This is a genomic window from Snodgrassella alvi (assembly GCF_002777745.1).
Taxonomy (GTDB): Bacteria; Pseudomonadota; Gammaproteobacteria; order Burkholderiales; family Neisseriaceae; genus Snodgrassella; species Snodgrassella alvi_D.
Genome location: NZ_MEIO01000055.1, coordinates 47457 through 70618 on the forward strand (window position 1 = coordinate 47457; position 23162 = coordinate 70618).

At 41.8% G+C, this 23162-nt stretch carries 30 protein-coding genes; 14 read left to right on the forward strand and 16 right to left on the reverse strand.

Annotated features, from left to right (window positions below):
* Positions 1–16: 16 nt before the first annotated feature.
* On the reverse strand, positions 17–1342 hold the full coding sequence (gene tilS, locus BHC51_RS08530; RefSeq protein ID WP_100153808.1) for a tRNA lysidine(34) synthetase TilS: 1326 nt from the start codon (positions 1340–1342) through the stop codon (positions 17–19).
* A complete protein-coding gene (locus BHC51_RS08535; RefSeq protein ID WP_100100804.1) occupies positions 1320–2279 on the reverse strand; it encodes an acetyl-CoA carboxylase carboxyltransferase subunit alpha in 960 nt (319 codons plus the stop codon). Before BHC51_RS08535 ends, tilS begins: the two co-directional genes overlap by 23 nt.
* Before the next feature lie 406 nt (positions 2280–2685).
* On the opposite strand from BHC51_RS08535, the gene rpsP reads away from it, so the two are divergent.
* The 5 genes from rpsP (at position 2686) to purM (ending at position 6006) form a co-directional block, all read left to right on the forward strand.
* Positions 2686–2934 (forward strand): 30S ribosomal protein S16, encoded by a 249-nt coding sequence (gene rpsP, locus BHC51_RS08540; protein ID WP_025331153.1) that lies wholly within the window; start codon positions 2686–2688, stop codon positions 2932–2934.
* Positions 2935–2950: 16 nt separating this feature from the next.
* A complete protein-coding gene (gene rimM, locus BHC51_RS08545; protein ID WP_100123636.1) occupies positions 2951–3463 on the forward strand; it encodes a ribosome maturation factor RimM in 513 nt (170 codons plus the stop codon).
* Entirely contained in the window at positions 3463–4209 is a 747-nt protein-coding gene (gene trmD, locus BHC51_RS08550) for a tRNA (guanosine(37)-N1)-methyltransferase TrmD (protein ID WP_100100802.1), read from the forward strand. The genes rimM and trmD overlap by 1 nt, the downstream gene beginning before the upstream one ends.
* Before the next feature lie 13 nt (positions 4210–4222).
* Positions 4223–4588 (forward strand): 50S ribosomal protein L19, encoded by a 366-nt coding sequence (rplS, locus tag BHC51_RS08555; RefSeq protein ID WP_025331156.1) that lies wholly within the window; start codon positions 4223–4225, stop codon positions 4586–4588.
* A 383-nt stretch (positions 4589–4971) separates the two neighbouring features.
* Positions 4972–6006 carry a phosphoribosylformylglycinamidine cyclo-ligase gene (purM, locus tag BHC51_RS08560; RefSeq protein ID WP_100100801.1) on the forward strand — a complete coding sequence of 345 codons (1035 nt, stop codon included), beginning with the start codon at positions 4972–4974 and terminating at the stop codon, positions 6004–6006.
* A 319-nt stretch (positions 6007–6325) separates the two neighbouring features.
* Here purM and BHC51_RS08565 read toward each other — a convergent pair whose 3' ends face one another.
* The 3 genes from BHC51_RS08565 to BHC51_RS12475 are packed head-to-tail and all read right to left on the reverse strand — an operon-like array spanning position 6326 to position 7369.
* A complete protein-coding gene (locus BHC51_RS08565) occupies positions 6326–6775 on the reverse strand; it encodes a putative T6SS immunity periplasmic lipoprotein (protein WP_100153809.1) in 450 nt (149 codons plus the stop codon).
* On the reverse strand, positions 6772–7107 hold the full coding sequence (locus BHC51_RS08570) for a hypothetical protein (RefSeq protein ID WP_100153810.1): 336 nt from the start codon (positions 7105–7107) through the stop codon (positions 6772–6774). The genes BHC51_RS08565 and BHC51_RS08570 overlap by 4 nt, the downstream gene beginning before the upstream one ends.
* A 10-nt stretch (positions 7108–7117) precedes the next feature.
* Positions 7118–7369 (reverse strand): hypothetical protein, encoded by a 252-nt coding sequence (locus tag BHC51_RS12475; RefSeq protein ID WP_143558821.1) that lies wholly within the window; start codon positions 7367–7369, stop codon positions 7118–7120.
* A 17-nt stretch (positions 7370–7386) separates the two neighbouring features.
* Here BHC51_RS12475 and BHC51_RS13110 point away from each other — a divergent pair, with 17 nt between their 5' ends.
* Positions 7387–7509 carry a hypothetical protein gene (locus BHC51_RS13110; protein ID WP_257384796.1) on the forward strand — a complete coding sequence of 41 codons (123 nt, stop codon included), beginning with the start codon at positions 7387–7389 and terminating at the stop codon, positions 7507–7509.
* A gap of 202 nt (positions 7510–7711) precedes the next feature.
* On the opposite strand, the gene BHC51_RS08575 is transcribed toward BHC51_RS13110, so the two are convergent.
* Positions 7712–8263: an HPP family protein gene (locus tag BHC51_RS08575; RefSeq protein WP_100100797.1), complete on the reverse strand. Its 552-nt coding sequence runs from the start codon at positions 8261–8263 to the stop codon at positions 7712–7714.
* 179 nt (positions 8264–8442) lie between these two features.
* Between BHC51_RS08575 and BHC51_RS08580 the strand changes: the two genes are divergently transcribed.
* A complete protein-coding gene (locus tag BHC51_RS08580) occupies positions 8443–9009 on the forward strand; it encodes a TetR/AcrR family transcriptional regulator (protein WP_100153811.1) in 567 nt (188 codons plus the stop codon).
* Positions 9010–9265: 256 nt separating this feature from the next.
* Here the strand turns inward: BHC51_RS08580 and BHC51_RS08585 are convergent, their stop codons facing one another.
* The 4 genes from BHC51_RS08585 to BHC51_RS08600 all read right to left on the reverse strand — a co-directional run bounded on the left by BHC51_RS08585 (position 9266) and on the right by BHC51_RS08600 (position 13168).
* Positions 9266–9901, reverse strand: coding sequence for an alpha/beta hydrolase (locus tag BHC51_RS08585; protein ID WP_100153812.1), 636 nt, complete (start codon positions 9899–9901; stop codon positions 9266–9268).
* Positions 9902–9906: 5 nt separating this feature from the next.
* On the reverse strand, positions 9907–10242 hold the full coding sequence (locus BHC51_RS08590) for a (2Fe-2S) ferredoxin domain-containing protein (RefSeq protein ID WP_100136316.1): 336 nt from the start codon (positions 10240–10242) through the stop codon (positions 9907–9909).
* A gap of 67 nt (positions 10243–10309) precedes the next feature.
* The gene (locus BHC51_RS08595) at positions 10310–11113 is read right to left on the reverse strand and encodes a polyamine aminopropyltransferase (protein WP_100153912.1); all 804 of its coding nucleotides are present in this window, start codon (positions 11111–11113) and stop codon (positions 10310–10312) included.
* A 1191-nt stretch (positions 11114–12304) separates the two neighbouring features.
* On the reverse strand, positions 12305–13168 hold the full coding sequence (locus BHC51_RS08600) for a phosphoribosylaminoimidazolesuccinocarboxamide synthase (RefSeq protein ID WP_100136317.1): 864 nt from the start codon (positions 13166–13168) through the stop codon (positions 12305–12307).
* Positions 13169–13391: 223 nt separating this feature from the next.
* Here BHC51_RS08600 and BHC51_RS08605 point away from each other — a divergent pair, with 223 nt between their 5' ends.
* From BHC51_RS08605 to BHC51_RS08615, 3 genes are all read left to right on the forward strand, one after another.
* A complete protein-coding gene (locus tag BHC51_RS08605; protein ID WP_100123621.1) occupies positions 13392–13706 on the forward strand; it encodes a DUF883 family protein in 315 nt (104 codons plus the stop codon).
* A gap of 98 nt (positions 13707–13804) precedes the next feature.
* Positions 13805–14218: a phage holin family protein gene (locus BHC51_RS08610; protein ID WP_100153813.1), complete on the forward strand. Its 414-nt coding sequence runs from the start codon at positions 13805–13807 to the stop codon at positions 14216–14218.
* Entirely contained in the window at positions 14215–14508 is a 294-nt protein-coding gene (locus tag BHC51_RS08615) for a hypothetical protein (protein WP_100136319.1), read from the forward strand. Before BHC51_RS08610 ends, BHC51_RS08615 begins: the two co-directional genes overlap by 4 nt.
* 111 nt (positions 14509–14619) lie before the next feature.
* Here the strand turns inward: BHC51_RS08615 and dapD are convergent, their stop codons facing one another.
* The 3 genes from dapD to fur are packed head-to-tail and all read right to left on the reverse strand — an operon-like array spanning position 14620 to position 16693.
* Complete coding sequence (gene dapD, locus BHC51_RS08620) at positions 14620–15438, reverse strand: 2,3,4,5-tetrahydropyridine-2,6-dicarboxylate N-succinyltransferase (RefSeq protein ID WP_100123619.1); 819 nt, start codon at positions 15436–15438, stop codon at positions 14620–14622.
* Between the two features lie 15 nt (positions 15439–15453).
* Positions 15454–16236, reverse strand: coding sequence for a leucyl/phenylalanyl-tRNA--protein transferase (aat, locus tag BHC51_RS08625; RefSeq protein ID WP_100153814.1), 783 nt, complete (start codon positions 16234–16236; stop codon positions 15454–15456).
* A 22-nt stretch (positions 16237–16258) separates the two neighbouring features.
* Entirely contained in the window at positions 16259–16693 is a 435-nt protein-coding gene (fur, locus tag BHC51_RS08630; protein ID WP_100099654.1) for a ferric iron uptake transcriptional regulator, read from the reverse strand.
* Between the two features lie 129 nt (positions 16694–16822).
* Between fur and BHC51_RS08635 the strand changes: the two genes are divergently transcribed.
* Together BHC51_RS08635 and dapB are read left to right on the forward strand one after the other, a co-directional pair.
* Entirely contained in the window at positions 16823–17203 is a 381-nt protein-coding gene (locus BHC51_RS08635) for an outer membrane protein assembly factor BamE (protein WP_100099653.1), read from the forward strand.
* A gap of 4 nt (positions 17204–17207) precedes the next feature.
* Positions 17208–18020: a 4-hydroxy-tetrahydrodipicolinate reductase gene (gene dapB, locus BHC51_RS08640; RefSeq protein WP_100099652.1), complete on the forward strand. Its 813-nt coding sequence runs from the start codon at positions 17208–17210 to the stop codon at positions 18018–18020.
* Between the two features lie 169 nt (positions 18021–18189).
* Here the strand turns inward: dapB and BHC51_RS08645 are convergent, their stop codons facing one another.
* The gene (locus BHC51_RS08645; protein ID WP_100099651.1) at positions 18190–18519 is read right to left on the reverse strand and encodes a four-helix bundle copper-binding protein; all 330 of its coding nucleotides are present in this window, start codon (positions 18517–18519) and stop codon (positions 18190–18192) included.
* 697 nt (positions 18520–19216) lie between these two features.
* On the opposite strand from BHC51_RS08645, the gene BHC51_RS08650 reads away from it, so the two are divergent.
* Positions 19217–19489, forward strand: a complete 273-nt coding sequence (locus BHC51_RS08650; protein WP_100123617.1) for a DksA/TraR family C4-type zinc finger protein — start codon at positions 19217–19219, stop codon at positions 19487–19489.
* 395 nt (positions 19490–19884) lie between these two features.
* Here BHC51_RS08650 and BHC51_RS08655 read toward each other — a convergent pair whose 3' ends face one another.
* Positions 19885–20643, reverse strand: a complete 759-nt coding sequence (locus BHC51_RS08655) for an XRE family transcriptional regulator (protein ID WP_100153815.1) — start codon at positions 20641–20643, stop codon at positions 19885–19887.
* 1178 nt (positions 20644–21821) lie between these two features.
* Complete coding sequence (gene moaC / locus BHC51_RS08660; protein WP_100136321.1) at positions 21822–22307, reverse strand: cyclic pyranopterin monophosphate synthase MoaC; 486 nt, start codon at positions 22305–22307, stop codon at positions 21822–21824.
* 71 nt (positions 22308–22378) lie between these two features.
* On the opposite strand from moaC, the gene mog reads away from it, so the two are divergent.
* Complete coding sequence (gene mog / locus BHC51_RS08665) at positions 22379–22954, forward strand: molybdopterin adenylyltransferase (RefSeq protein WP_100136322.1); 576 nt, start codon at positions 22379–22381, stop codon at positions 22952–22954.
* The last annotated feature ends 208 nt before the right edge of the window (positions 22955–23162 follow it).

Consider the following 23162-nt stretch of genomic DNA (forward strand, 5'->3'; position numbering starts at 1 on the left):
TCAATCTACCGGCTTTTTAAAGTCTGATGGGCAAATTCTCCATAAACGGCATCCAGCCATCAACCACACCAATATCAGTTGCCACAGCCACATTAATAACCGCAACACACTGATTGTCCGAATCACATAAAACCGGCCAGACTGCACGCATAAAAGGAGGGATTTTCCGCTCCTGTAATAGTTTCTTAACCTTTTTTCTTCCTCCCTGCAAAACAATTGTATCCTGAACGTGCACCTGACGCACCGTCCACTCAGCAGCAATTTCAGCCAAGCCTAAACCATGCCGGTTCCATTGCAGATAGTGGGCAGCAGTCAATTGCTGACAAGTGGCAGGCAGCAACCCGAGCCACAACCATTGACTGTTTGCCTCATGTTTATCTATCCATAATCTGGAATCATAATAGATGACACATGCGCGGGGCAAAGACCATTGTGCACCACTTTTATTTTCCATCAACTGTCGTGCAAATTCTGTTAGTGCTGCCGCGCTTGACATCCCCAGACAATTTTTATGTGCAAACAAACGTAACTGCTGCCGGCGCCGTGCCGAACTCAAAGTGCGCCACAAAGGTATCTGAAATCCCTGCTGTTGTGCATGCAACATTGCCCAGTCAGCTTCAGCCACCTCATCCAACAAAGACAGCTCATCCTGTAACCGTCCTACCGCAGCCTCAATCTGCGTATCCAGATGCGGCAGATGCTCGCGCCAATGAGGCAACCCTTCCAGTCGCAGCCAGTTACGCAAATAGGCACAGTCGCTGTTACTGTCATCTTCAACATGCTTCAGCTGCACCGCATCAGCATAAGCCTGTAGCTGCTGCCGCGAAAAATGCAACAACGGCCGCCACAGCACTGTGTGTTTATTTAATTTCCGCAATGATGGCATGGCCGAAAGCGCACGTAAACCACCACCACGCAATGCCCCCAAAAAGAAAGTTTCTATCTGGTCATCCCGATGATGTGCCAGCACCACTGCATCCGCCTCACTATCAGCATAAACCTGATAACGCGCCTTACGTGCTGCCGCTTCAACGCCCTCGCCAGCGGCACACACATTTACCTTAACTACCCTTAGCGGCACCGACCAAGATGCACACAATTCATGGCAGAAAGCAGCCCATTCATCTGCATATGGGCTTAATCCATGATGCACATGAATAGCAGACAGCTCCACCGGTAAACTGTTGCGCAAAAGAGTCAGAGCATGCAGCAGTACCACCGAATCCAGCCCACCGCTTAAGCCTACAGCCAAAACACAACGGTCAGCCATAGTGGCTGACCATTGTTGCGCAATACTGTCACATAAACTGACACATAATTTATTTACCGTTGAACTGACCATAACTCATCAAACGATCAAAGCGACGCGTCAATAAAGTAGACAACTGCTTACCTTTAGCTTCATGCAACTGCCGGGTAAGTACAGCTTTAACCCGCTGCATAATTTCCGGATAATTACGATGCGCTCCGCCCAATGGTTCCTCTATCACAGTATCAATTAGCTTCAGATCATGTAAGCGTTTAGCAGTAATACCCAATGCCTGAGCAGCTTCCGGTGCTTTTTCAGCTGTTTTCCACAGAATTGAAGCACAGCCTTCCGGAGAAATTACTGAATAGGTAGAAAATTGCAGCATATTGACATAATCACCCACAGCAATAGCCAGAGCACCACCAGAACCACCTTCACCAATTACTGTACAAATCACCGGTACCCGTAGTCGTGCCAGCTCGTACAGATTGCGGCCAATCGCCTCAGACTGACCACGTTCCTCAGCCCCGATACCGGGGTAGGCTCCCGGTGTATCGATGAAAGTCAGTAAAGGAATCTGGAATTTTTCTGCCAGCTTCATCAAACGCAAAGCCTTGCGATAACCCTCTGGCTTGGGCATACCAAAATTACGGCGAATTTTTTCCTTGGTATCACGGCCTTTCTGGTGGCCGATTACCATGACACTTTCACCATTAAAGCGTGCCAGACCACCTACAATAGCAGCATCATCAGCAAACGCACGATCACCGTGCAATTCCTCAAAATCTGTACACAGCGCATCAATATAATCCAAAGTATACGGACGCTGTGCATGACGGGATACCTGCGAAATCTGCACCGGCGTCAGCTTAGCAAAAAGATTTTTGGTTAAATCATCGCTTTTCTTTTTCAGGCGCGCGATTTCTTCGGAAATATCCACAGCCGATTCATCCTGCACAAAACGCAGCTCATCAATTTTCTGTACCAATTCGGCTATAGGTTGTTCAAAATCCAAAAAAATCTGTTTCATTGTTAAGATATCCGCAAAAACATGTGGCAGCTATGATACGCGAAGAAGTGAAGCTATGCAGCCCCAAATAGCAAAAACCTAATGTCTTATATCAAGAAAATTAACATAAACACTGGAATTTTATAAGAATAATTATAAAAAAATACCTGAATAACCGGCAACACATCCTGATAACATAACCACATTCCATTAAATTTTTAACCATATACAGCAATAGCTTAACCTGACAACATCATTCAAAACACCAGAAAACAAATATCTGGTAACAAACAAATCCATAGCAGTATATATACAACAAATATGCATTAACAGCTTGCCAAGACTGGGAATTACCAACTAAAATTAGCGATTTTCTGTTATCTTGGCAGAATAAAATTACTTCGATTTTTTCACTAAGGAATACACTATGGTAGTTATCCGTTTGGCTCGCGGTGGTTCTAAACACCGTCCTTTCTATAACATCGTTGTTGCAGACTCTCACAACCGTCGTGATGGCCGCTTTATCGAACGCGTTGGCTTTTACAACCCAGTTGCCAATGAAAAACAGGAACGCGTACGTCTGAGCGCAGACCGTTTAAACCACTGGATTGGTCAAGGCGCGCAATTAAGCGAAGCCGTTGCCAAACTGGTTAAAGAGCAAAAGGCTGCGGCCTAATTCAGCAGTAAAGCAAATGAATAGTACACAGCCACAATGGGTAGCAATGGGCTATATTAAAGGCGTATTTGGCGTAAAAGGTTGGGTGAAAATTCATTCCGATACCGAATATACCGACAGCCTACTTGACTATCCGCAATGGCAGCTGAGTAAAGATGGCCAGACCAAAACCGTAAACATTGCCGAAAGCAAAATCGTCGGTGATGAATTACAAGTGAGGTTTGATGGAATAAACGATCGTGATAGCGCAGCACTCCTGCGTGGCTTTACCATCGAAATAGACCGTGCCAGCTTTGCCGAAACCGATGATAATGAATATTACTGGACAGATCTGATTGGCCTGAACGTACTTAACCGTACTCAGGAAAATCTGGGCACTGTCAGCTCATTAATGCAAACCGGTGCACACGATGTACTGGTAGTAGATGGTGCTTTTGGCCGCAAATTGATTCCCTTTGTCGCCCAGTATATTGACGCAGTAAACCTGTCACAGCGGCAGATTGATGTCGACTGGGGCAGTGATTACTAATGCAGATTCAGGCCATTACCCTATTTCCGGAAATGTTTACTGCCCTCACCGACAGTGGCGTTACCGGACGTGCATTACGGCAGGGCATCTGGCAGTTTGCCGCAATTAACCCACGGCAGTTTGCCGATAATCCACTGGGGCACATTGATGACCGCCCGTTTGGCGGTGGCCCGGGAATGATTATGATGGCTCCGCCTTTACAGGCAGCCATAGATATGGCTAGACAAAACTGTCCACGTGGACGAGTGATTTACATGAGTCCGCAGGGTAAGCCACTGAATCATGCACAGGCAGCAAGTCTGGCCAAAGAACCGGCTCTGATTGTACTGTGTGGTCGTTATGAGGGTATTGATGAACGTATTCTTACCAGTAACGAAGTAACCGAAATCAGTATCGGCGACTTTGTGGTTTCCGGTGGTGAATTACCGGCCATGATGTTAATGGACGCAGTTATCCGCCTATTACCCGGCACACTCGGCGATGCACGCTCAGCAGTAGAAGACTCATTTGCCAATGGTTTACTTGATTGCCCGCATTACACACGTCCGGTAGAATTTCGTCAGCAAATTGTTCCCGATGTTTTACGTAGCGGTAATCATGCCTTAATCGCACAATGGCGATTAACCCAAGCGCTCAGGCGCACACTAACACGTCGCCCGGATTTACTGGCTAACCGTGTATTAACCCCAGAGGAATCCAGACTCTTGCAGACCATCCGACAAGAGGAACGGGATATCCCATTATAATAGGAAGCTTAACATGAACTTGATTCAACAATTAGAGCAGGAAGAAATCGCTCGTCTGAATAAAGAAATCCCAGCCTTTGCGCCAGGTGATACCGTGGTTGTTTCTGTACGCGTTACTGAAGGTAGCCGTACCCGTTTGCAAGCCTATGAAGGCATCGTAATCGCCCGTCGCAACCGTGGCCTGAACAGCAACTTCATCGTTCGCAAAATTTCCAGCGGTGAAGGTGTAGAACGTACATTCCAATTATATTCTCCAGCCGTTGAAAAAATCGAAGTTAAACGCCGTGGTGATGTACGCCGTGCCAAACTGTATTACCTGCGTGGCTTAACTGGTAAAGCTGCCCGCATTCGTGAAAAACTGCCTGCTCGTAAAGCCTAAGCAGTATACACATACATTAGCTGCTCATCGCAGACTAATCCTGAGGCCGAATTTACTGATTCGGCCTTTTTCTTTGATCATAACCTTAAACCACACAGAATTTGTATCTGCCACAGTCATATCAAACCCCGCAGCAAATCATAAATATCTAGAAATTTCAGCCAGCCATCTTCAGAAATCCCCCCTCTTCTATCAAATATTAAGTTAATAATTGGGCAAATATTTACCTGCTTAAAGCTGTAAGAAAAATATCAGCCAGACTATATTCCAATAATAAAGCTCGCCAATTTAAACACCGAAAAAAGATGAAAAATGTTAAAATTGCCCAGTTTTTGTCTATTCCATCTCAATTAGCTTAGTTCTTGTCCAAAGGAAGCGCACTAATGAGCCAGTCCCTGAGTTATCGTGATGCCGGTGTTGATATTGACGCTGGCGATTCACTGATCGAAAAGATCAAACCATTTGCCAAACGCACCATGCGGCCTGAAGTATTAGGCGACTTGGGTGGTTTTGGCGCACTGGTGGAAATCAGCCAGAAATACCGCCAGCCAGTACTGGTATCAGGTACTGATGGCGTGGGTACTAAACTAAAATTGGCTTTTGAATGGGATCAGCACGATACAGTTGGTATCGATCTCGTGGCCATGAGTGTCAATGACATTCTGGTACAAGGAGCAGAGCCATTGTTTTTTCTGGATTACTTTGCCTGCGGCAAATTGGATGTCGAACGTGCAGCAGCAGTAATTAAAGGCATTGCCGCCGGTTGTGAACAATCAGGATGCGCCCTGATTGGCGGTGAAACCGCCGAAATGCCCGGCATGTATCCAGATGGCGAATATGATCTGGCTGGCTTTGCTGTAGGTGTAGTTGAAAAAGAACAGGTCATCAACGGACGCAGTATTGTGGCCGGTGATATTGTACTGGGACTAGCCTCTAATGGTATTCATTCCAACGGCTATTCATTAGTGCGCAAAATTATTGAGCGTACTCAGCCAGAACTGGACGCGGAATTTGAAAATGGCAAAACCCTGCGGCAGGCCATCATCGCCCCTACCCGTTTATACGTTAAGCCCATTCTGGCTGCATTAAAACAATTTACCATCAAGGGTATGGCACACATTACCGGTGGTGGCATTAGTGAAAACGTACCCCGTATCCTGCCGGACAACACCGTAGCAGCAATTGATACTCAGTCATGGCCACTGCCAAAACTTTTTCAATGGTTGCAACAGGCAGGACAAGTAGATATGCAGGAAATGTACCGCACCTTTAATTGCGGTATTGGTATGGTAGTGATTGTAGATGCCGCAGACGCTGTTGCGGTACAGCACTTTCTACAACAGCAGGGCGAAACTGTTTACCAGATTGGTACCATTCGTACACGTCAGAGTGATGAACATCAAACACAAATAGGCTGAAAAGTTACATCTACAGAATACAAATCAAAAGCCCAGTATCAGCTTCCGCTAATTTCTGGGCTTTTTTCAAATTAATCTGGTCAAATAATACTGATAACTAATCAACTTTGGAGTAAAAAGCACTGTTGTCTAGAACATAACTACCCCTTAAAGCAGTACAGTCTCCAAAGAGCATTTAAATATAAGAAATGGCTAAGCAGCGTATTTTCATACATTTTTCAGAGGTTTTGTACGAGTTGTTTGTTTTTGGATTTCAGCTCCCTTGTATTTCTGCTTTGCTATTGTATGTCAAAAATCATCACCCTATTCTTTCGAAACATTATTGAGCTACATCTATGGCATTTTCATCAAGTAGTAATTGCAAAGTTCCATCTGTATTTTTTTTAATACGCATATGTCTAACCCATGATTTCCATTCATCATTTATATTTTCTGTTGATGTAAAACTGATCGCATAGGGAATATTATTTTGAAAATTATAGTTAAAGTAAATGCATTCTTGGGTTTTAACATAATATGGCTTTGAGGGGTCATAATAATATTTCGACGATAATTGTCCAACACCAATCTGAACCACCTCTGTTGCCATGACATTAAACCTTTTATTTTTCTTAAAAAAATCTTTCTTCGATGGTATACTGATACATGGTTGACCACTGTCTTTTAGAATAATATCAGGTGTGTCAAACACATCACGATGTACAAAACACCCTGTTATTGTGCTTAAATGCAAAGTTATCAGCAGCCAGTGAATATATTTTTGTTTCATCCGAATAACGCCTTTTTATCTTTTGGATTCTTTAAAAATAAATGCAGGGTATTTTCATACATTTTTAGCCACAAATCTTGTACGAGATATTTATTTTTAGCATCACCTCCTTTGTAGTATTTCTGCTTTGTTTTTCTAAACCAATCGTCATAACCAAAATCTCTTAGAATATAATAATCAGCAATAATTGATGCCTGTTGCTCCATACCATAATCTGATAATACTTTGTCGCCTGTTAATGCATAGTGATAACCTGCAAATAAACTACACGCTCCCCGGGCAACCACCCACATGCCCATCTGATATTGCCAGATATGAGCTATTTCATGCATAAAAAAACGCTTAGTGTCGAACAGGTGCCGTAGAATAATCTACTAAAGAATATTTTGTCGGCCAGTATATTTCACCCATTGGAGTTACTGCATATTCGCCTTGAAGAGGCAGGATAGGACCTTTGCGAATCCGTACTTCTGTCAGCGTAATCGCCGCTTTAAATACCGAGGTCACCATTGCCATCTCACCTAATGTTAATAGTCGTGGCTTTGCTTTTAGATAATTCCCTATTATTTCACCTGATAAATATCCAACAAACAATACGGACCTTAAATTATATGGTATTCAAAATCATCCAGAACCAGCCTGCTGCTAGTGATTACTATCAGCCACGGACGATTGAACCATGGCAGGTAATATATGCTGTACACAGAGTAGTGAATCAGCAGCAGGTGATCTGATTACTTACCTGTGCTCTGGCAAATCAGCCCCTCCTTCTCAGGCTGTGGATTTCCCGAACAAATATGAATTATTTTAGTGCTCAATTGTTAATATCACATACCTGGCACATAAATCAATTATAAAATTCGCTATGTGTTTCATTTCCCTATCTTCAATTGATGTAATATATTATTAACCACTCTGCCAAATCATACAGGCACGCTAATCCCCTTTTGATTTTATATGTTTGTTATCCATACCTGAACGATAGCCCAGCCAATAACAGGGCCAATGGGTTCCGGTTCCGATATTATTGACTATTAAAGCGACAAGAACTAACAGAACTGAACCTATCAGTACGGGTGTCAACAAAAATGAATAATCAGTGATTCCTGATATCATAATAAGAATGGGATTTGCACCCGCAGGGGCATGAACTACCCGTAAAAATTGCATTAAAGCAATGGATATTCCAACCGCTAATGCTATGGATAGGATTCCATTACCAAATAAATTGATGAACAAAATCCCTACTAAAGCGGAGATAAAATGCCCTCCTATAACACTTCTTGGCTGTGCTAACGGTGCTTTAGGTACTGCAAATAGCAACACACATGTTGCACCAAATGGAGCCATAATTAGCAAAGTACCACTCCAATCGCTTATCAATAGCAATACGAAGATTCCTAAAGTGCCACCAACAAAACCTCTTAATATTGCTACAGCATCAGGTCTAGGCAGCATAGTTTCTCCCCCTTTAATTTTTTTTAGCATAAGTTTTTCCTATAATGATAATGAATAAATAAACATGATTGTTTAAATAAATACAATAAGTAAACGAAAACGTTTACTTATTGTATTTTTAAACCCATATATAGTCAAATATTATTAATAATTAACCATTATAGATTATTGTGATAAAATTATAATATTTGCTAAAAACATTAAAAAAAATGAAATCTGAAATTATTGATAAGATACTTGTGGCTGCTGAAACATTGTTTAATGAACATGGTTACTGTCCTGTTAGCTTAGAGCTCGTGGCAGAAAGTGCAGGCGTATCGAAAAGAACGTTATATAAATATTTCGGTGATAAAAACGGACTTATCAGTAAAGTATTACATAGAAGAAATGCTTTTTTTAAAAAATCACTTACAGATGTGATTGCCGTATTTTCGGAGAAAAAAGATAAAATCAATGCAATAATTTCATGGCATATCAGATGGTTTAATGATGTCAATTATCGTGGCTGCATGTTTGTACGTGCTCAGGCTGAATATGGTAATAGAAGTGAAGAGATATGCTCTATTGTTAGAGAACACAAACAATGGATTCAAGATTCAATTTCTCAATGTTTGGGAGGAACCCAATCAAGTGAACAGGCAGCCGGCCTGATTATGTTAATACTTGAGGGCATGATTTCCTACACGTCGGTTTTTGGTATTGAAAATCAGGATTTTGAAAGAGAAAAAAATTATATTTATAATATTATTGATGATATTAGTAATGCTAATTTATAAATAGCCAATAAGGCTTTATTCATCCAAACCTGTAATTTATCATTTTAAATCTGATTTTATAAATCTGGAATAAACTGGCAGCTTGCGCTTTTCTGGTTGTATATTGACTTGCCCATTTTGAACTATTTGCTATATCGTTGAATCGGTGCTCTTGCTAATGTTATATTCATAGCAAGTAAATTCTAATTTACCCTGAACAGCATTGTAAAAATGTACAAAATTATATTTACTAACTATTCAGGGCAATAATATTTTATTATTCCCGCAATAACGCAGGAAACAGCCGCTCTATCCACTGGCGCAGCAAAATCAACTTACCGTGGAAAAAATGCCCGGAACTCGGCACAACCAGTACCGGCAAGTCCTGCGCTTCTGCCCAGTTCATGCTGTTTTGCAGTGGTACGACTTCGTCTTTTTCACCATGAATCAGTAAGGTTGTGGCTGGATTATAGGCATTGGGCACATCGACAGGATACATACCAATCGCAGGCCCCATCAGGAGCAATGCATCCGGACGGGCTGTTAAGGCGCTGAATAAGGCAACATAGCCGCCAAAAGAAAAGCCGGATAATACCAGTTTGTTTACTTCTGGATGCTGAGCACGGGCAAAATCAACAACGGCAAGGCAGTCTGCTACTTCGCCACGACCATAATCATGCTCGCCATCACTGTTACCTACACCGCGCAGATTAGGTAGATAACAGTGAAAACCCAGCCCAGTAAGCGCCTTGGCCGCAGTTTGCACTACTTTATTGGTATTCAATCCACCCTGTAACGGATTCGGATGATTAATCACAGCCACTCCGCGGGCAGTGCCCTGCGCGGGTAAATAGATGGTTTCCAGCCGTCCCACTGGCCCATTAATCCAGATATTTGGTTGTTGTTTTAACATCGTGTTTACTCACTACTTTCAGGTTTATCCATTAATAAACGGGTAACGACACGATCGTTAGCCAGTTCTTCCTCAAGAATTTCCTGTAAATCATTTTCATCCACATAGGTATACCAGCGTCCCTGTGGATACAGCACCATAACTGGTCCTTCATCACAGCGTCCGAGGCAGCCTGCACTGCTGATACGCAGTTTACCTATACCCATTAATCCCATTGCCTTGGCATGGCATTTAAGATAATCCACAGCATCGGCACCAACACTGTCGTCACCACAGCTCTGGCGGCAAGGATTATCACGACGATTGGTGCAAACAAACAAGTGTTTGGCATAATAACTCACGGGGTTTCCTTTATTCTTTTGCCTGTATACGCTGGCCATGAGGATTGTCGAGCCAGCGTGAGGTTACTTAATCATTATCATTAAATGTTAACAGACGATTACTGTGTGTCTGCTGAGCTTTAATCGCAGCCAGCATGGCAGGTAAATCCAGAGCAAACTGGGTTGCGCGTTGCTCAGCACGTTTTTTCAGCTTATCCCAGTCGCGCAGGGCTGGTGGCTGCTGAAAAGCCATAACCGCCACATTGCCATGTGTTTCTGCCGGTACCATCAGTACTCGGTTTTCAAATACTTCGCGTAGGCGCCGTACAAAGGTTTGAAAACGTTTGTCATTCTGCCACCAGTTGGTAACAAAGATACCATGCTCTCTGAGTGCCTGACGGCAATCAGCAAAAAATGGTTCAGCTACCAGACTGTCAATAATCTGTTCGCCATCGAAGCCATCTACTAAAATAATGTCAGTATTGCTACGTAATACTTTGATGTATTCGGCACCATCGTCTTCGATAATTTCAAATTTTTCACCTTCAAACGGCAGTTCAAACATGCTGCGAGCAATGCTGATAACCTGAGGGTTGATATCGACGGCTGTTTGACTGGTATCTGGCAAATAGGCATCAATCCAGCGCGCAAATGAACCACCGCCTAGCCCAATCTGAGTAATGTGCTGTGGCAGCTCATCAACAAACAGCAGCCAAGCCATCATGGCATGGCTGTATGAGAGTACCAGTTCGGCCGGATTATCTACATTCATTGAGCTTTGAATGATTGGCGTACCTAGATGCAAGGAACGGATGTTACCTGATTCAGATATACCTACTTCCGGTAATTCATGGCGTGCAGGACGTAAACGGCGATAAGGATGTTGTGGCATGGTGGTTTCCATCATCAGATAACATGGGTTACCGGCGCCTGCTTGATTACAGAATAAGCGCCTGACTATATGTGTTTGTCCACAATGGCTTTTAGGCTACAAAGCATCAGGAAGCTGCTGAATAAACTGTATTGTGGATAAATAAGCCAGCCCTGTATAGAAGTGCTGGCAAAAATATAAGCTTCACAGGGCAGACGGTATTAACAATACCAATAATGAACCCTGTACAGGCGTATTATATATGTATGGCAGGATTTATGTTTTGTTTAGCAGTCACAAAAAACCTGTTTGTGAATAGTGGTCAATAATCATTATATTTGTAATATTTCTGTGATAACGCTGGCTATCTGGGTATACGCTGGTTACTGTTATGCTGATTATAATTGGCCGGCACAATTTCATCGTATTCTGCAAAATCAGCCAGATTAAAGGTGTACTGATAATGGCTTTTGAATGAGTGTTTTAGATTGCCATATCAGGCAGATGTGCGGGAAAGCCAATCTGGATGGCTACCAATGGAAAAATCAGCTTGGGCAGATACAATATCAGAATAATCGGGAAACTATCATTTTGAATGCTACCCGGATATGTATTACTTTATCTGATGCTTTGTATTGCAATCGATGCTTTGTATTGCAATCATGGTATCTTCCATGCCCTAAATAAAAATATCGGTATTAGTTAATCATCACCGGCCAAACCAAGCTGGGCATAGATGTAATGATTGCGATATATGTCAATATGAAAGAGTAAATCGCCATGAGCATTTTCATACTCTAGCTGACTGATGGCGTAATCTCTCAATTACAGATCGGTAATGGGGATAATTAAACATTGCTGTAAAAATCTGATATAGATGCTCAATGCGCTATTTCCAACGAATATATATTGCACGGTTGTGAACAATCGGTGCTTGAAATAGTGATGATGCCTGTCTGGATTACAGTGATGTTTCCTTCTGAAAAATCTGTAATGTTTGATTGGCTGTTATAGCTGTTAATTTATCCGGCATATAATATGCGCAAGCATTATATTCTAACCGCTGCCTGTTAATGTTGTGTGCGCTGTGTTTGCGTACTGATACGGATATAGTCCAGCCAGTATATTTCTTTTGCTATTTCTGATTAAAACTATTTCAGATTACAAACAGTTACTGGCTGGGCAGTTTACCTGCAATTCTATAATTAATATTTATACTTCTGCGAGTAAATGCAGTGCTTCCTGATACTTTGCCAGTGTTTTAGCGATAATTTCTGCCGGTATATGCGGTGCTGGCGGCTGTTTGTTCCAACCGGATGCTACCAGCCAGTCGCGGATAAACTGTTTATCAAATGAAGGCGGATTGGTACCGACCTGATAATTATCTACTGACCAGAAACGGCTAGAATCCGGAGTAAGCACTTCATCCATTAAGGTTAATGTGCCATTTTCATCCAGACCAAATTCAAATTTGGTATCAGCAATAATAATGCCTTTGCTGCGAGCATAAGCTGCTGCTTCAGAGTAAAGCTCAATGGCTTTGGTACTTACTTGTCTGGTGAGTTCCTCTCCCAGTAGCGCGGCGCATTGTGCCAGACTGATGTTTTCATCATGGTCGCCTACAGCAGCTTTGCTGGACGGAGTAAAAATTACTTGCGGCAATTTTTCGGCTTCGCGCAGACCAGTTGGTAATTGAATACCACAAACAGCACCAGTTTGCTGATAATCGTGCCAGCCACTGCCAGAAAGATAGCCGCGTACGATGGCTTCGATTTTCAGTGGTGTCAACTTCTTTACTACTACTGCACGTTTGGCAATTTTATCAGCCTGCTGGCGCGGCAGCACATCATAAACTGTATCACCGGTAAAATGGTTTGGCATGATATGTTGCAGTTTTTTAAACCAGAAATTAGATATCTGGGTGAGAATTTCGCCTTTTTCTGTTATAGGTTCAGGTAAAATTACATCAAAAGCGGATAAGCGATCGGTGGCTACAATCAGCATGCGCTGTTCATCAATTGCATACAAATCCCGTACTTTACCCGAATATATTTTCTTTAATGCCAACTCACTCATTATCCATTCCCATTAAACGGCCAATTGCCAAATTATTAATATCTGTGCAAAAACATATCCTTGTGCTAAGGTTGTTTTTGTGTAACAGATGTTAGCAGTCAATAATTATTTTAACCGATATTGCAACACGGCAGATAATCTGTTTTGCTGCACGATATGGGTTAAATTGGCTGCTGATTTTGATATCGTTGATATTTTGATGCCAATTGTAAGGAGAATTACCATGGCTGATTTTGATTCACAAAAAAAAGATTTGATGAAAGAAGTACGCTCTGTGCTGGATGAAGTTGAAGATTTATATGAAAGTGCCGGTGACAACGGTTCTGAACAGGCTAAAGAATTGAAAGACCAGCTACGCAAAAAACTGGGTAATACCAAATCTAAATTGAGCGACTTGGAAAGCACACTGGCCGACAAAGCCCGTGCTACAGCCGAGCGCACTGATGAGCTGGTACGTGAACAGCCATATTACGCTATGGGTATTGCCGCTGCGGCTGGCTTTATTACCGGACTGATGCTGGGACGCTGCAAACACTGAACGTTATCTGTACAGGTTATATTCAGGCAATCCGGCAGATATACAGATTGCCTGAATAATTGCCTGAATATGATTCACTCTTTAACGGATACCATTGCATGAGTATAGGTAATCTTGGCCGTGATTTGCGCAAGCTAAAAATTTGGCTGACATACGGCAGCGAGTTATTGTGGGTTCGTGTACGTATGCTGCGTCTGGATGCCATTGCCCAACTGCAAAGTATTGTTGTATTGATGGTGCTTGTGGTGCTGGCTGGAGTGATGTTTTTTCTGGGATTTATCAGCCTATTATTCGGCCTGAATACCCTGCTCACACCACAGACCAAAGTATGGGTATTTTTTGGCATTGCCATTCTGTTTCTGCTTTTAATTCTGCTTATGACGGTTCTGATTATTAAATTATTGCGCAAACAAAGCCAGTTTATGACAGAAACACTGACCGCTATAAATGAAGATATAGGCTATCTTAAACGTAGTAACAATGCTAAAGCTAATGGAGAACACAAAATATGAGTAAATCCAGTAAACTGAATATAGCACAGCAACGCGAGCTGCTTGACTTAAAGGCGCAGAGTGCACGATTAAAACTATTAGCTGAACAGCTTAAAAATGGTAAGAATGTTACTAAATCAAACCTGTGGCAGCGTTCACTAAATATTGTGGACAAAATTCCTGCAGGTGGTTTAGCGCTTAAACTGGCCAACAAACCGAAACGTTGGCGTAATAAGCTCTTGGTAGGTGCGTTATTAACCACTGCCACTCTGATAGCCAGTAAAATCAATCAATCCATGCGCCGCCCTTAAATTAGTATACTAAATACTGTGAATTCTTCCAGATACTCAATCTGCTGCATTCAAAAATAAAAGCCTCCTACTCGCAGTAAGAGGCTTTTATCCATTCATACAGATTAAAGTTTAAATGCCACGTAATAATTCATTCACACTTGTCTTGGCACGGGTTTTGGCATCCACTTTTTTCACAATCACAGCACAGTACAGGCTATGGCTGCCATCTTTGGCTGGCAGACTGCCAGATACAACTACAGAACCAGCTGGCACGCGGCCATAAGTGATTTCACCGCTTTCACGGTCGTAAATTTTAGTGGACTGACCAATAAACACGCCCATGGAAATTACACTGCCTTCTTCAACAATCACCCCTTCAACAATTTCCGAACGGGCACCAATAAAGCAGTTATCTTCAATAATGGTTGGTGCCGCCTGTAAAGGTTCCAGTACGCCACCAATACCCACGCCTCCACTGAGGTGAACATGTTTACCAATCTGAGCACAGGAACCCACAGTCGCCCATGTATCTACCATAGTGCCTTCATCAACAAATGCACCGATATTCACAAACGAAGGCATCAGCACTACATTTTTACCTATATGGCTGCCTGCACGCACCACTGCACCCGGTACGGCACGAAAACCAGCTTGCTGAAATTCAGTTGCCCCCCAGTTGGCAAATTTAGTGGGCACTTTGTCAAAATAGCGGTTTACTGCGTCATCGGTAATTACATTGTCACTGATTCGGAATGACAGTAATACTGCTTTTTTTGCCCATTCGTTTACCTGCCACTGATTGCCCTGTTTTTCAGCCACACGCAGACAACCACTATCTAGTTGCTGCAAAGTTTCTGCTACTGCTTCTTTTACTTCAGCAGTTACAGAAGCCGGAGTAATTTCAGCACGATTCTCAAAAGCAGTTTCAATCACTTGTTGTAAAGACATAAAGTATTCCTATAATCAATGATTCAGGTGAATATTATCGCAGGGTAAGGGAACAACGCCATGACTCGCAAGTATCTGTGGCTTAAGAGGTTGCGGCAGCGGCTGTGCATTAAACTGATACAGGCTGGCAGCAAAATCAGTGAACGGGATTTCCCGTGCACCGAAACTGGCCAAATGACTGGTATAAACCTGACAATCAATCAACGGTACACCCTGCTGTTGCAAATAACGCACAGCGTGTACAAAGGCTATTTTGGAAGCATCGCCAGCCTGAGCAAACATGGATTCACCATAAAATATCCGTCCGAGCACTACGCCGTATAAACCGCCGGCCAGAAAGGTTTGTCCGTCTGCATTCTGATACCAGCACTCAAATGAACATGCATGCTGTTGCTGATGCAGCGCGTAATACGCCTGTTGCATTTCTGGTACCAGCCATGTGCCGTTCTGCCCATTACGGGCCGTATGCGCACAGCAGGCAATCACCTGCCCGAAAGCGTAATTCATCGTTACCGCATACGGCTTATTGCGCAGATTTTTCGCCAGTGAGCGGCTGATTTTCAATTCGGCCGGAAACAGAACCATCCGCCGCGCAAAAGCCCACCACATGATTGGTTCATCAGGCGCGTACCACGGAAAAATACCCCGCTGGTAAGCTGCCAGTATTCTTGCCGGACACAAGTCACCACCAATGGCTACCAGCCCATCACGCTGACGCTGTGCCTGCACAATGTCTGGAAAATCCAGACTTTCGCAGCTCAGTACTGGAATACACGGCAGATATTCAGCCTGACTCATGCGCGTATTCCCTACTCGCTATTCAAAGGTATTTACTGTCAAACTGTTGACACTCACTACATACACCATACATATACAGCGCATGGTCAACAATACGGTAGCCGTTATCATCGGCAATTTTCTTTTGCAGTTTTTCAATTTCTTCGCTGCAAAACTCTGTTACTTTGCCACATTTAATGCAAACCAGATGGTCATGATGACCACCACGATTCAGTTCATAAACTGCCTTACCGGTTTCAAAATGATGGCGCAGCAGAATATTGGCTTGTTCAAACTGGGTAAGTACACGGTAAATGGTGGCTACACCGATTTCAACCCCTTCATCCAGCAGGCGCCGGTATACGTCTTCTGCACTCAGGTGCTGCTCGGGCTGAGATTCAAATAGCTCCAGAATCTTTAATCTGGGGCCTGTCACCTTTAAACCGTTATCTTTCAGCTGAGCTACATTGTTATTCATGATGCTTATTTCACCACTAGATGATAATACTCGCTATAATACGCACTTTTAAGGCAATTGCCCACTGGGTGTCATACAATGTCGCCATCGCCATTGCTTACTATTTCGTCCCAGCTCCGAGGTATCAGCATGAAAAAAATATACTGCCTGCTGGCAGTGGCCGTTCTAGGCCTGAGTGCCTGCTCTACAGCCAAACTGGCACAAATTCCGTCGTACAAACTGAAAATCATTCAGGGTAATGAACTTGACCAGAATGTGGTGAACTCATTACAACCCGGCATGAGCCGTGAGCAGGTGCAAATGCTGCTTGGCACACCATTACTACGCGATCCGTTTCATGCCAACCGCTGGGATTATTTGTTTGTGGTTACGCGTGCCGGTGAGATTCAGGAAGAGAGAAAACTCACTCTTTATTTTGATGTCAACGGTAAACTGATTCATGCCGAAGGCGACGCTCTGACCGCGCAACCGCAACCCATATCTGCTACTGTTCCCAGTAAAACGGAGTAACCCTATGTCTACATCTCGCTTGAGAGTTGCTGTTGCCGGTGCCAATGGACGCATGGGTCGTGCCCTCATTCAAAGTATCAGCCAGCGGCATGATTGTGTATTAAGTGGTGCACTGGCACATGATGCTTCGCCAGCTATCGGACTGGACGCCGGCTTTGCCATCGGACTGGAACTCGGTGTCAGCATTTGTCACGACCCTGAAAAAGTGCTGGATAACACTGATGTACTAATTGATTTCAGCAAACCAGAATCCACACTCAGCAATCTGGCTATTTGTGAACAGCTTGGTGTTAACGATGTTATCGGCACTACTGGTTTTGATGATGCAGGTAAACAGCGCATTGCTACAGCAGCGCAAAAAATCGGTGTTGTATTTGCCCCTAATTTCAGCGTGGGCGTGAATCTGACCTTTGCCTTGCTTAATACTGCTGCACGTGTGCTAAACGAAGGCTACGATATTGAAATCATAGAAGCGCACCACCGACACAAAGTAGATGCTCCTTCTGGCACTGCGCTGCGTATGGGCGAAGTAATTGCCGATGCCCTTGGTCGCGATCTGAAAACCTGTGCTGTTTACGGCCGCGAAGGTCATACCGGTGCCCGTGATCCGCAAACCATCGGCTTTGCCACTATTCGTGCTGGTGATATTGTAGGTGACCACACTGCCCTGTTTGCTACAGATGGCGAACGCGTAGAAATTAGTCATAAAGCTTCCAGCCGTGCCACTTTTGCCAATGGAGCCGTCCGAGCAGCAGTCTGGCTACGCCAGCACCGACAGGGACTATTTGATATGCAAGATGTACTCGGCCTGAAATAAGCATAACCAGAACATCTTTATACAAGGTTAGTCATTAATCCAGCTAACCTTGTAATGCTTTATCACTTATACAAGCCGCTATTACCAGAACTTAACCAATTAAGATCGCAGGCTGATTTATTTCCGAAAACCATTTTCTGTAATAATGGCTGCATAATTTCTAAAATACTCAGGCAGCCATGGCCATGCATTTGTCTGCACAGACATTGCAGGCTTCGGCACAGCGCTGGCAATGCCCCATATCAAAGCGCCCGCATTCCTGCGCACAAGCACGGCATACTTGAGCACATAGCTGGCATACCTGTGGAACAAAAGCACTGTTCTTACACATAAAATTAACTGCAAGGGCACACATTTCAGCACATTGCAGATCCAGACTGATACATTTAGCCATCATTTTGACATCATCTTCCTGTAGACAGGCTGTTGAGCAATACTGACACAAGGCTATACAACAGTTACATGCTTCTACACATTCCTTAAATTTCAGCGCATCCATGATTCGCATCCTTTTTAACAATATTTTGATTTAACAAGAGAAATCAAAATCAGTCTATAAAACCATAGCGCATATTGCAATCTAGTCAGATGTAAATAAATACATGATTTTGCTATATTAATTTAATATTAGATAGTAAATAATCAATATATTCCAAATAACTAATAATAGCTACCTATTACCGTAAATCAGGCAGCAAAAACTCAGCAATGATTTTAAATTTTCTGATTGAATGATGATTTTAGAAATATATTATATTTGTCTGATTAACCTGACCTATTATCAATGGATTACATAATTCACAGACACTGTTTCTGTATAAAGTAAAACAGTAATACGATAGTCAGTAAAAAATATGGTTTAGCATCTTTATATCAAACTCTATTCTATATAGCTGGTACACGACCTTAAATTTCGCACAAATGCGTTTCGCCCTCGTTGCTTTCAACTATAACAATAGTTGTTTTTGTGTCTCTATTTCAATAATTTTATACTCATCATCACCAGTCATTAAAATAATGAACGTCCTCTGTTCTTACTACCAGCATTCACGCTTAGCTTATGTTTTTTTCTACATAATTGAGACAACCAGTGTATTTAGTCATCTAGTCCTAAAATAATCATGTTTTTCAGCAGCATATTGAAAATTCAATGAATAACCCCCATTTCAACATCCTGATATTAGAAGGAATTTATTATGGCTAGTGGATGGGCTTCAGATGATGCTGTGAATCAACAAATAGAGAGCACGATAGCAGATGCCCTCAATCATGTGCGCCAGCAAATGGATCAGGCAGCAGAAAGTGCAGAATTTTGTGAAGAATGTGGTGAAGCTATTCCATTAGCACGCCGTCAGGCAATCCAAGGCGTACGCTTTTGTGTGAGTTGTCAAACAGAACGCGATAAGCAAATGCAGAAAACATTTAGTTTATATAACCGGCGTGGCAGTAAGGATAGCCAGTTGCGCTAGGTTATCCAGCACAGATTGAATGGTCTACGCCATGTAAAGATTGATGTAATTTCAAGGTAAATGATAAATACTTATTGGAAAAGCCGCTGAAACGGCATGAATTTAGCGCTTTGAATTCAGTATGGGTATTTAGGTTCAAAACCAGTTTGTAATCGTTATTTTTGTATTTAGATCTTAGAAGTTTACTCAACATAATTAGTTCGATATACCGAAACCAGTAAATCAGCCTGATAAAAAATCAACTTGATTATCATCACTAATCATACCACTTAGCGTATTTTTAATACTGGTATAAAAATCGCTTTAAAACCGGTATTAACGGTTTTAGTTTTACTAGCTGCGATATACACAGCCAGATATATCTTATCTTATTCCTTCAGGTTATGCTGTTTAGCTCAAATTTTACGACCAAACCACTCTACTTTGCCTATAATTTCAAAATTCTGTTCGGTATCAGCTAAATCGATAGTGAATGGTTCATACACACTATTAGCTGATGTTATCAGCAACTGATTATTTGGTTTGAGCTGTGTGCGTTTTATCAGAATATTTTTTCCAATACGCAAAACATACAAACCATCACCGCCAGCTTTTTTACTGTGATTAATCAGCACATGGTCACCATCATTAAGCACGCCGGTCATACTGTCATCTTTGACAATCAGGGTACTAAGTTTTTGTGGATCTACATTCAAAGAATTTTCCAGCCAGTTGCGGTTAAAGGCAATGGTACATATCGCTTTACCTTCAGTGGCTGCAATATCATTCGGATCTTGTGTTGAATAGACTGGAATAAAGGCATAATCACCAACATAAACCGTATGGAGAGGATTGTTATAACCACCAATGGCTTCACCAATGTCATTGGTATTTGTAGCCTGCGGATTAGACACTTCTGCATGATAGTTGACTATTCCATTTGCGCTTTTCTGGCTAAATTTTGGTCCTTTGCCGGTTGCAAGCCATTTTATTTCTACCTGTGCAACATGAGCTATTTTAATCAGATTGGTAGTACTAGGCTCAGCTCCTTCTTTAACCCATTTTGACGCCGTTGGGTAAGCTACCTCCACTCTTCTGGACAACTCAGAAACACTTCCAAGAATATCCACAACTTCCTGCATTCTTGAGGCAAAGCCAACATTAAAATTTTCCATATTTGAATTACCTTCAAATAAAAATAATATAAGGTCTAATTTAAAATTTATTATTAAACAATCATTTACAATTCAAAACTTAAAAAATACAACAATTACCTACATAAAATTAAATTAAACCTTGCTAAAAATAACTTTTGATATATAATTTAGCAGGTGAATATATTAGGAGTTGTAACTCAACACATTAAACATATTTCAAGCTAACATTATAAAATTAATCCAAAGTTGCTATTTAAGCTTACTCGTGTGGCATTAACTACTAGGGTTATACTACAACTGCTCAATCCGATATCACTATCGGGTAAGCGTTGATGATACCATGTCGTCATGTGCAATGAAATGCTTGAACATGAGTTAAATTGCGTCTGAATCACAGCATATGTGATCAGAAATTTGCAAGTTAACAAGTAATATAACAATTATTGGTAATTTATCTTTTATCCAAAAAGACAAGGTGTGAACATATTATATGTGAACTTGTGTTAAGTTTATAGCTTTTTCAAACAAAACGAACATAAGTAATTCCTATAATTAAACCTTAATAGTTCACTGGTTTAATTAACATTTATTCATTTGAAACTACTTTTATGAGTTTTCTTTTGGTGATAAGTCTCCTTTCAGTTCATAAAATTTTACGATATTTCAAATATAAATTCAATTAATACCATAAAAACCATAAATTTAGTTATATAAATTAATTTGTAAATACATGGCACAATCTCATTAATTTTTTATCAAAATTTTCAGCCATCTTAATGTCATTGACATAAAGTTAAATATATTTTTAAGGTTTAGTTATTATTCCTTATACAAATATTTATAGGTATAACTATAAATATTTACTTTTGAATCAAATCCATTTTCACAGCCACCCAATGCCATAGAATGAATATTCACAATATAAATCAATAAATTAATTATAAAATCTGTTTATCATACTAGTAATACAGACTTAGTACCTATCTTCATTTATACTAAAAATTAATATTTAAAAGTAAAAAAATTGGGCTGAATATTAATCAAGAATAGTCAATACTTTTTAGCAAAAACTAAAAGATTAAACAGTTTTTCCTGTCGCACAACATGTTAGTTCCACTAAAATATCTGTATTAACTGCATCATTACCAACGGAGACAGCCAATGGTAAACACTGGCTGTAATAGAAGATACATCTTTTAAGGCTGACGCTGCCAGATGCCAGACTGACCACCTTCTTTATGTTGCAGGCATATCTCACTGATAACCATGCTGCGATCTACGGCTTTAAGCATATCGTAAATTGTCAGCAAACCAATACTGGCTGCGGTTAAAGCTTCCATTTCCACGCCAGTCTGGCCTGTATTTTCTGTTTGTACGCAGATAGCTATCCTGCGATTATCATCATCCAGACTGAAATCCACATTTACCTTAGTCAGTGCTATGGGATGACACAGAGGAATTAAATTACTGGTTTGTTTTGCCGCCTGTATTGCTGCGATTCGTGCTACGCCAAGCACATCACCTTTTTTGCTGTCTCCACTAAGTACTTTACTGTAAGCAGTATCATTGACACTAATCATGCCGGTTGCAATAGCAACACGTTTACTGTGAGGCTTGTCACCTACATCAACCATATGTGCTTCACCGCGGCTATTAAAATGGGTTAATTCATCTGAATTCATCTTGCTTCACTGACAGGCTAAAAGGTCTATATTACAATAATTGCCTTTTTGATGCTGGGGATGGTCTGAATATGAGTACACTACCTTTATTAAAAATCGGTCTAGTTTCTATTAGTGACCGAGCCTCTACCGGAGTCTACGCTGATCAAGGTCTGCCGGAACTGAAAAAATGGTTGCAGCGGGCAGTATTGAATCCGCTGGAGTTAGTTGAGCATCTGATACCAGACGAGCAAGCACTGATTGAAAACATTCTGACTCAGCTGGCCGATGAAGAAGCATGTCCGCTTATCCTCACCACCGGCGGTACAGGCCCCTATCTGCGCGATGTGACACCAGAAGCAACGCTTGCAGTAGCCGATCGGGTGATTCCCGGCTTTGGTGAATTGATGCGGCAGATTAGTCTACACTTCACGCCTACAGCTATTTTATCGCGTCAGGTAGGTGTATTGCGTGGTAACAGTTTAATTCTGAATTTACCCGGTAAACCATCTGCAATTGCTGAAACATTGGGCGGTGTAAAAGATGAACAGGGAAAAACGCTGATTCCGGGGATTTTTGCTTCGATACCGATTGCAGTGGATGCTGTTGGCGGCCCGCTGATTCAGACTGATGCTGATTTCTGCCCCGTAGTGATGCCTAAGCGCTGATTTTCAGACAGCATCTGCACCAATATGCAATCAAAAACATGCCAGCTAACGTTATTCTGATGTAGTTAGCACAGAATAAAGACCATTTAATCTGTCATACCTACCTTTGCAACACACCAGCAAGTGCATGACAAGACCAAAGGTTATATAGGCTCAAAGCCCGTTTAATAATTGAATGCGTTAAAAATAATCACATGGAAACAGATAT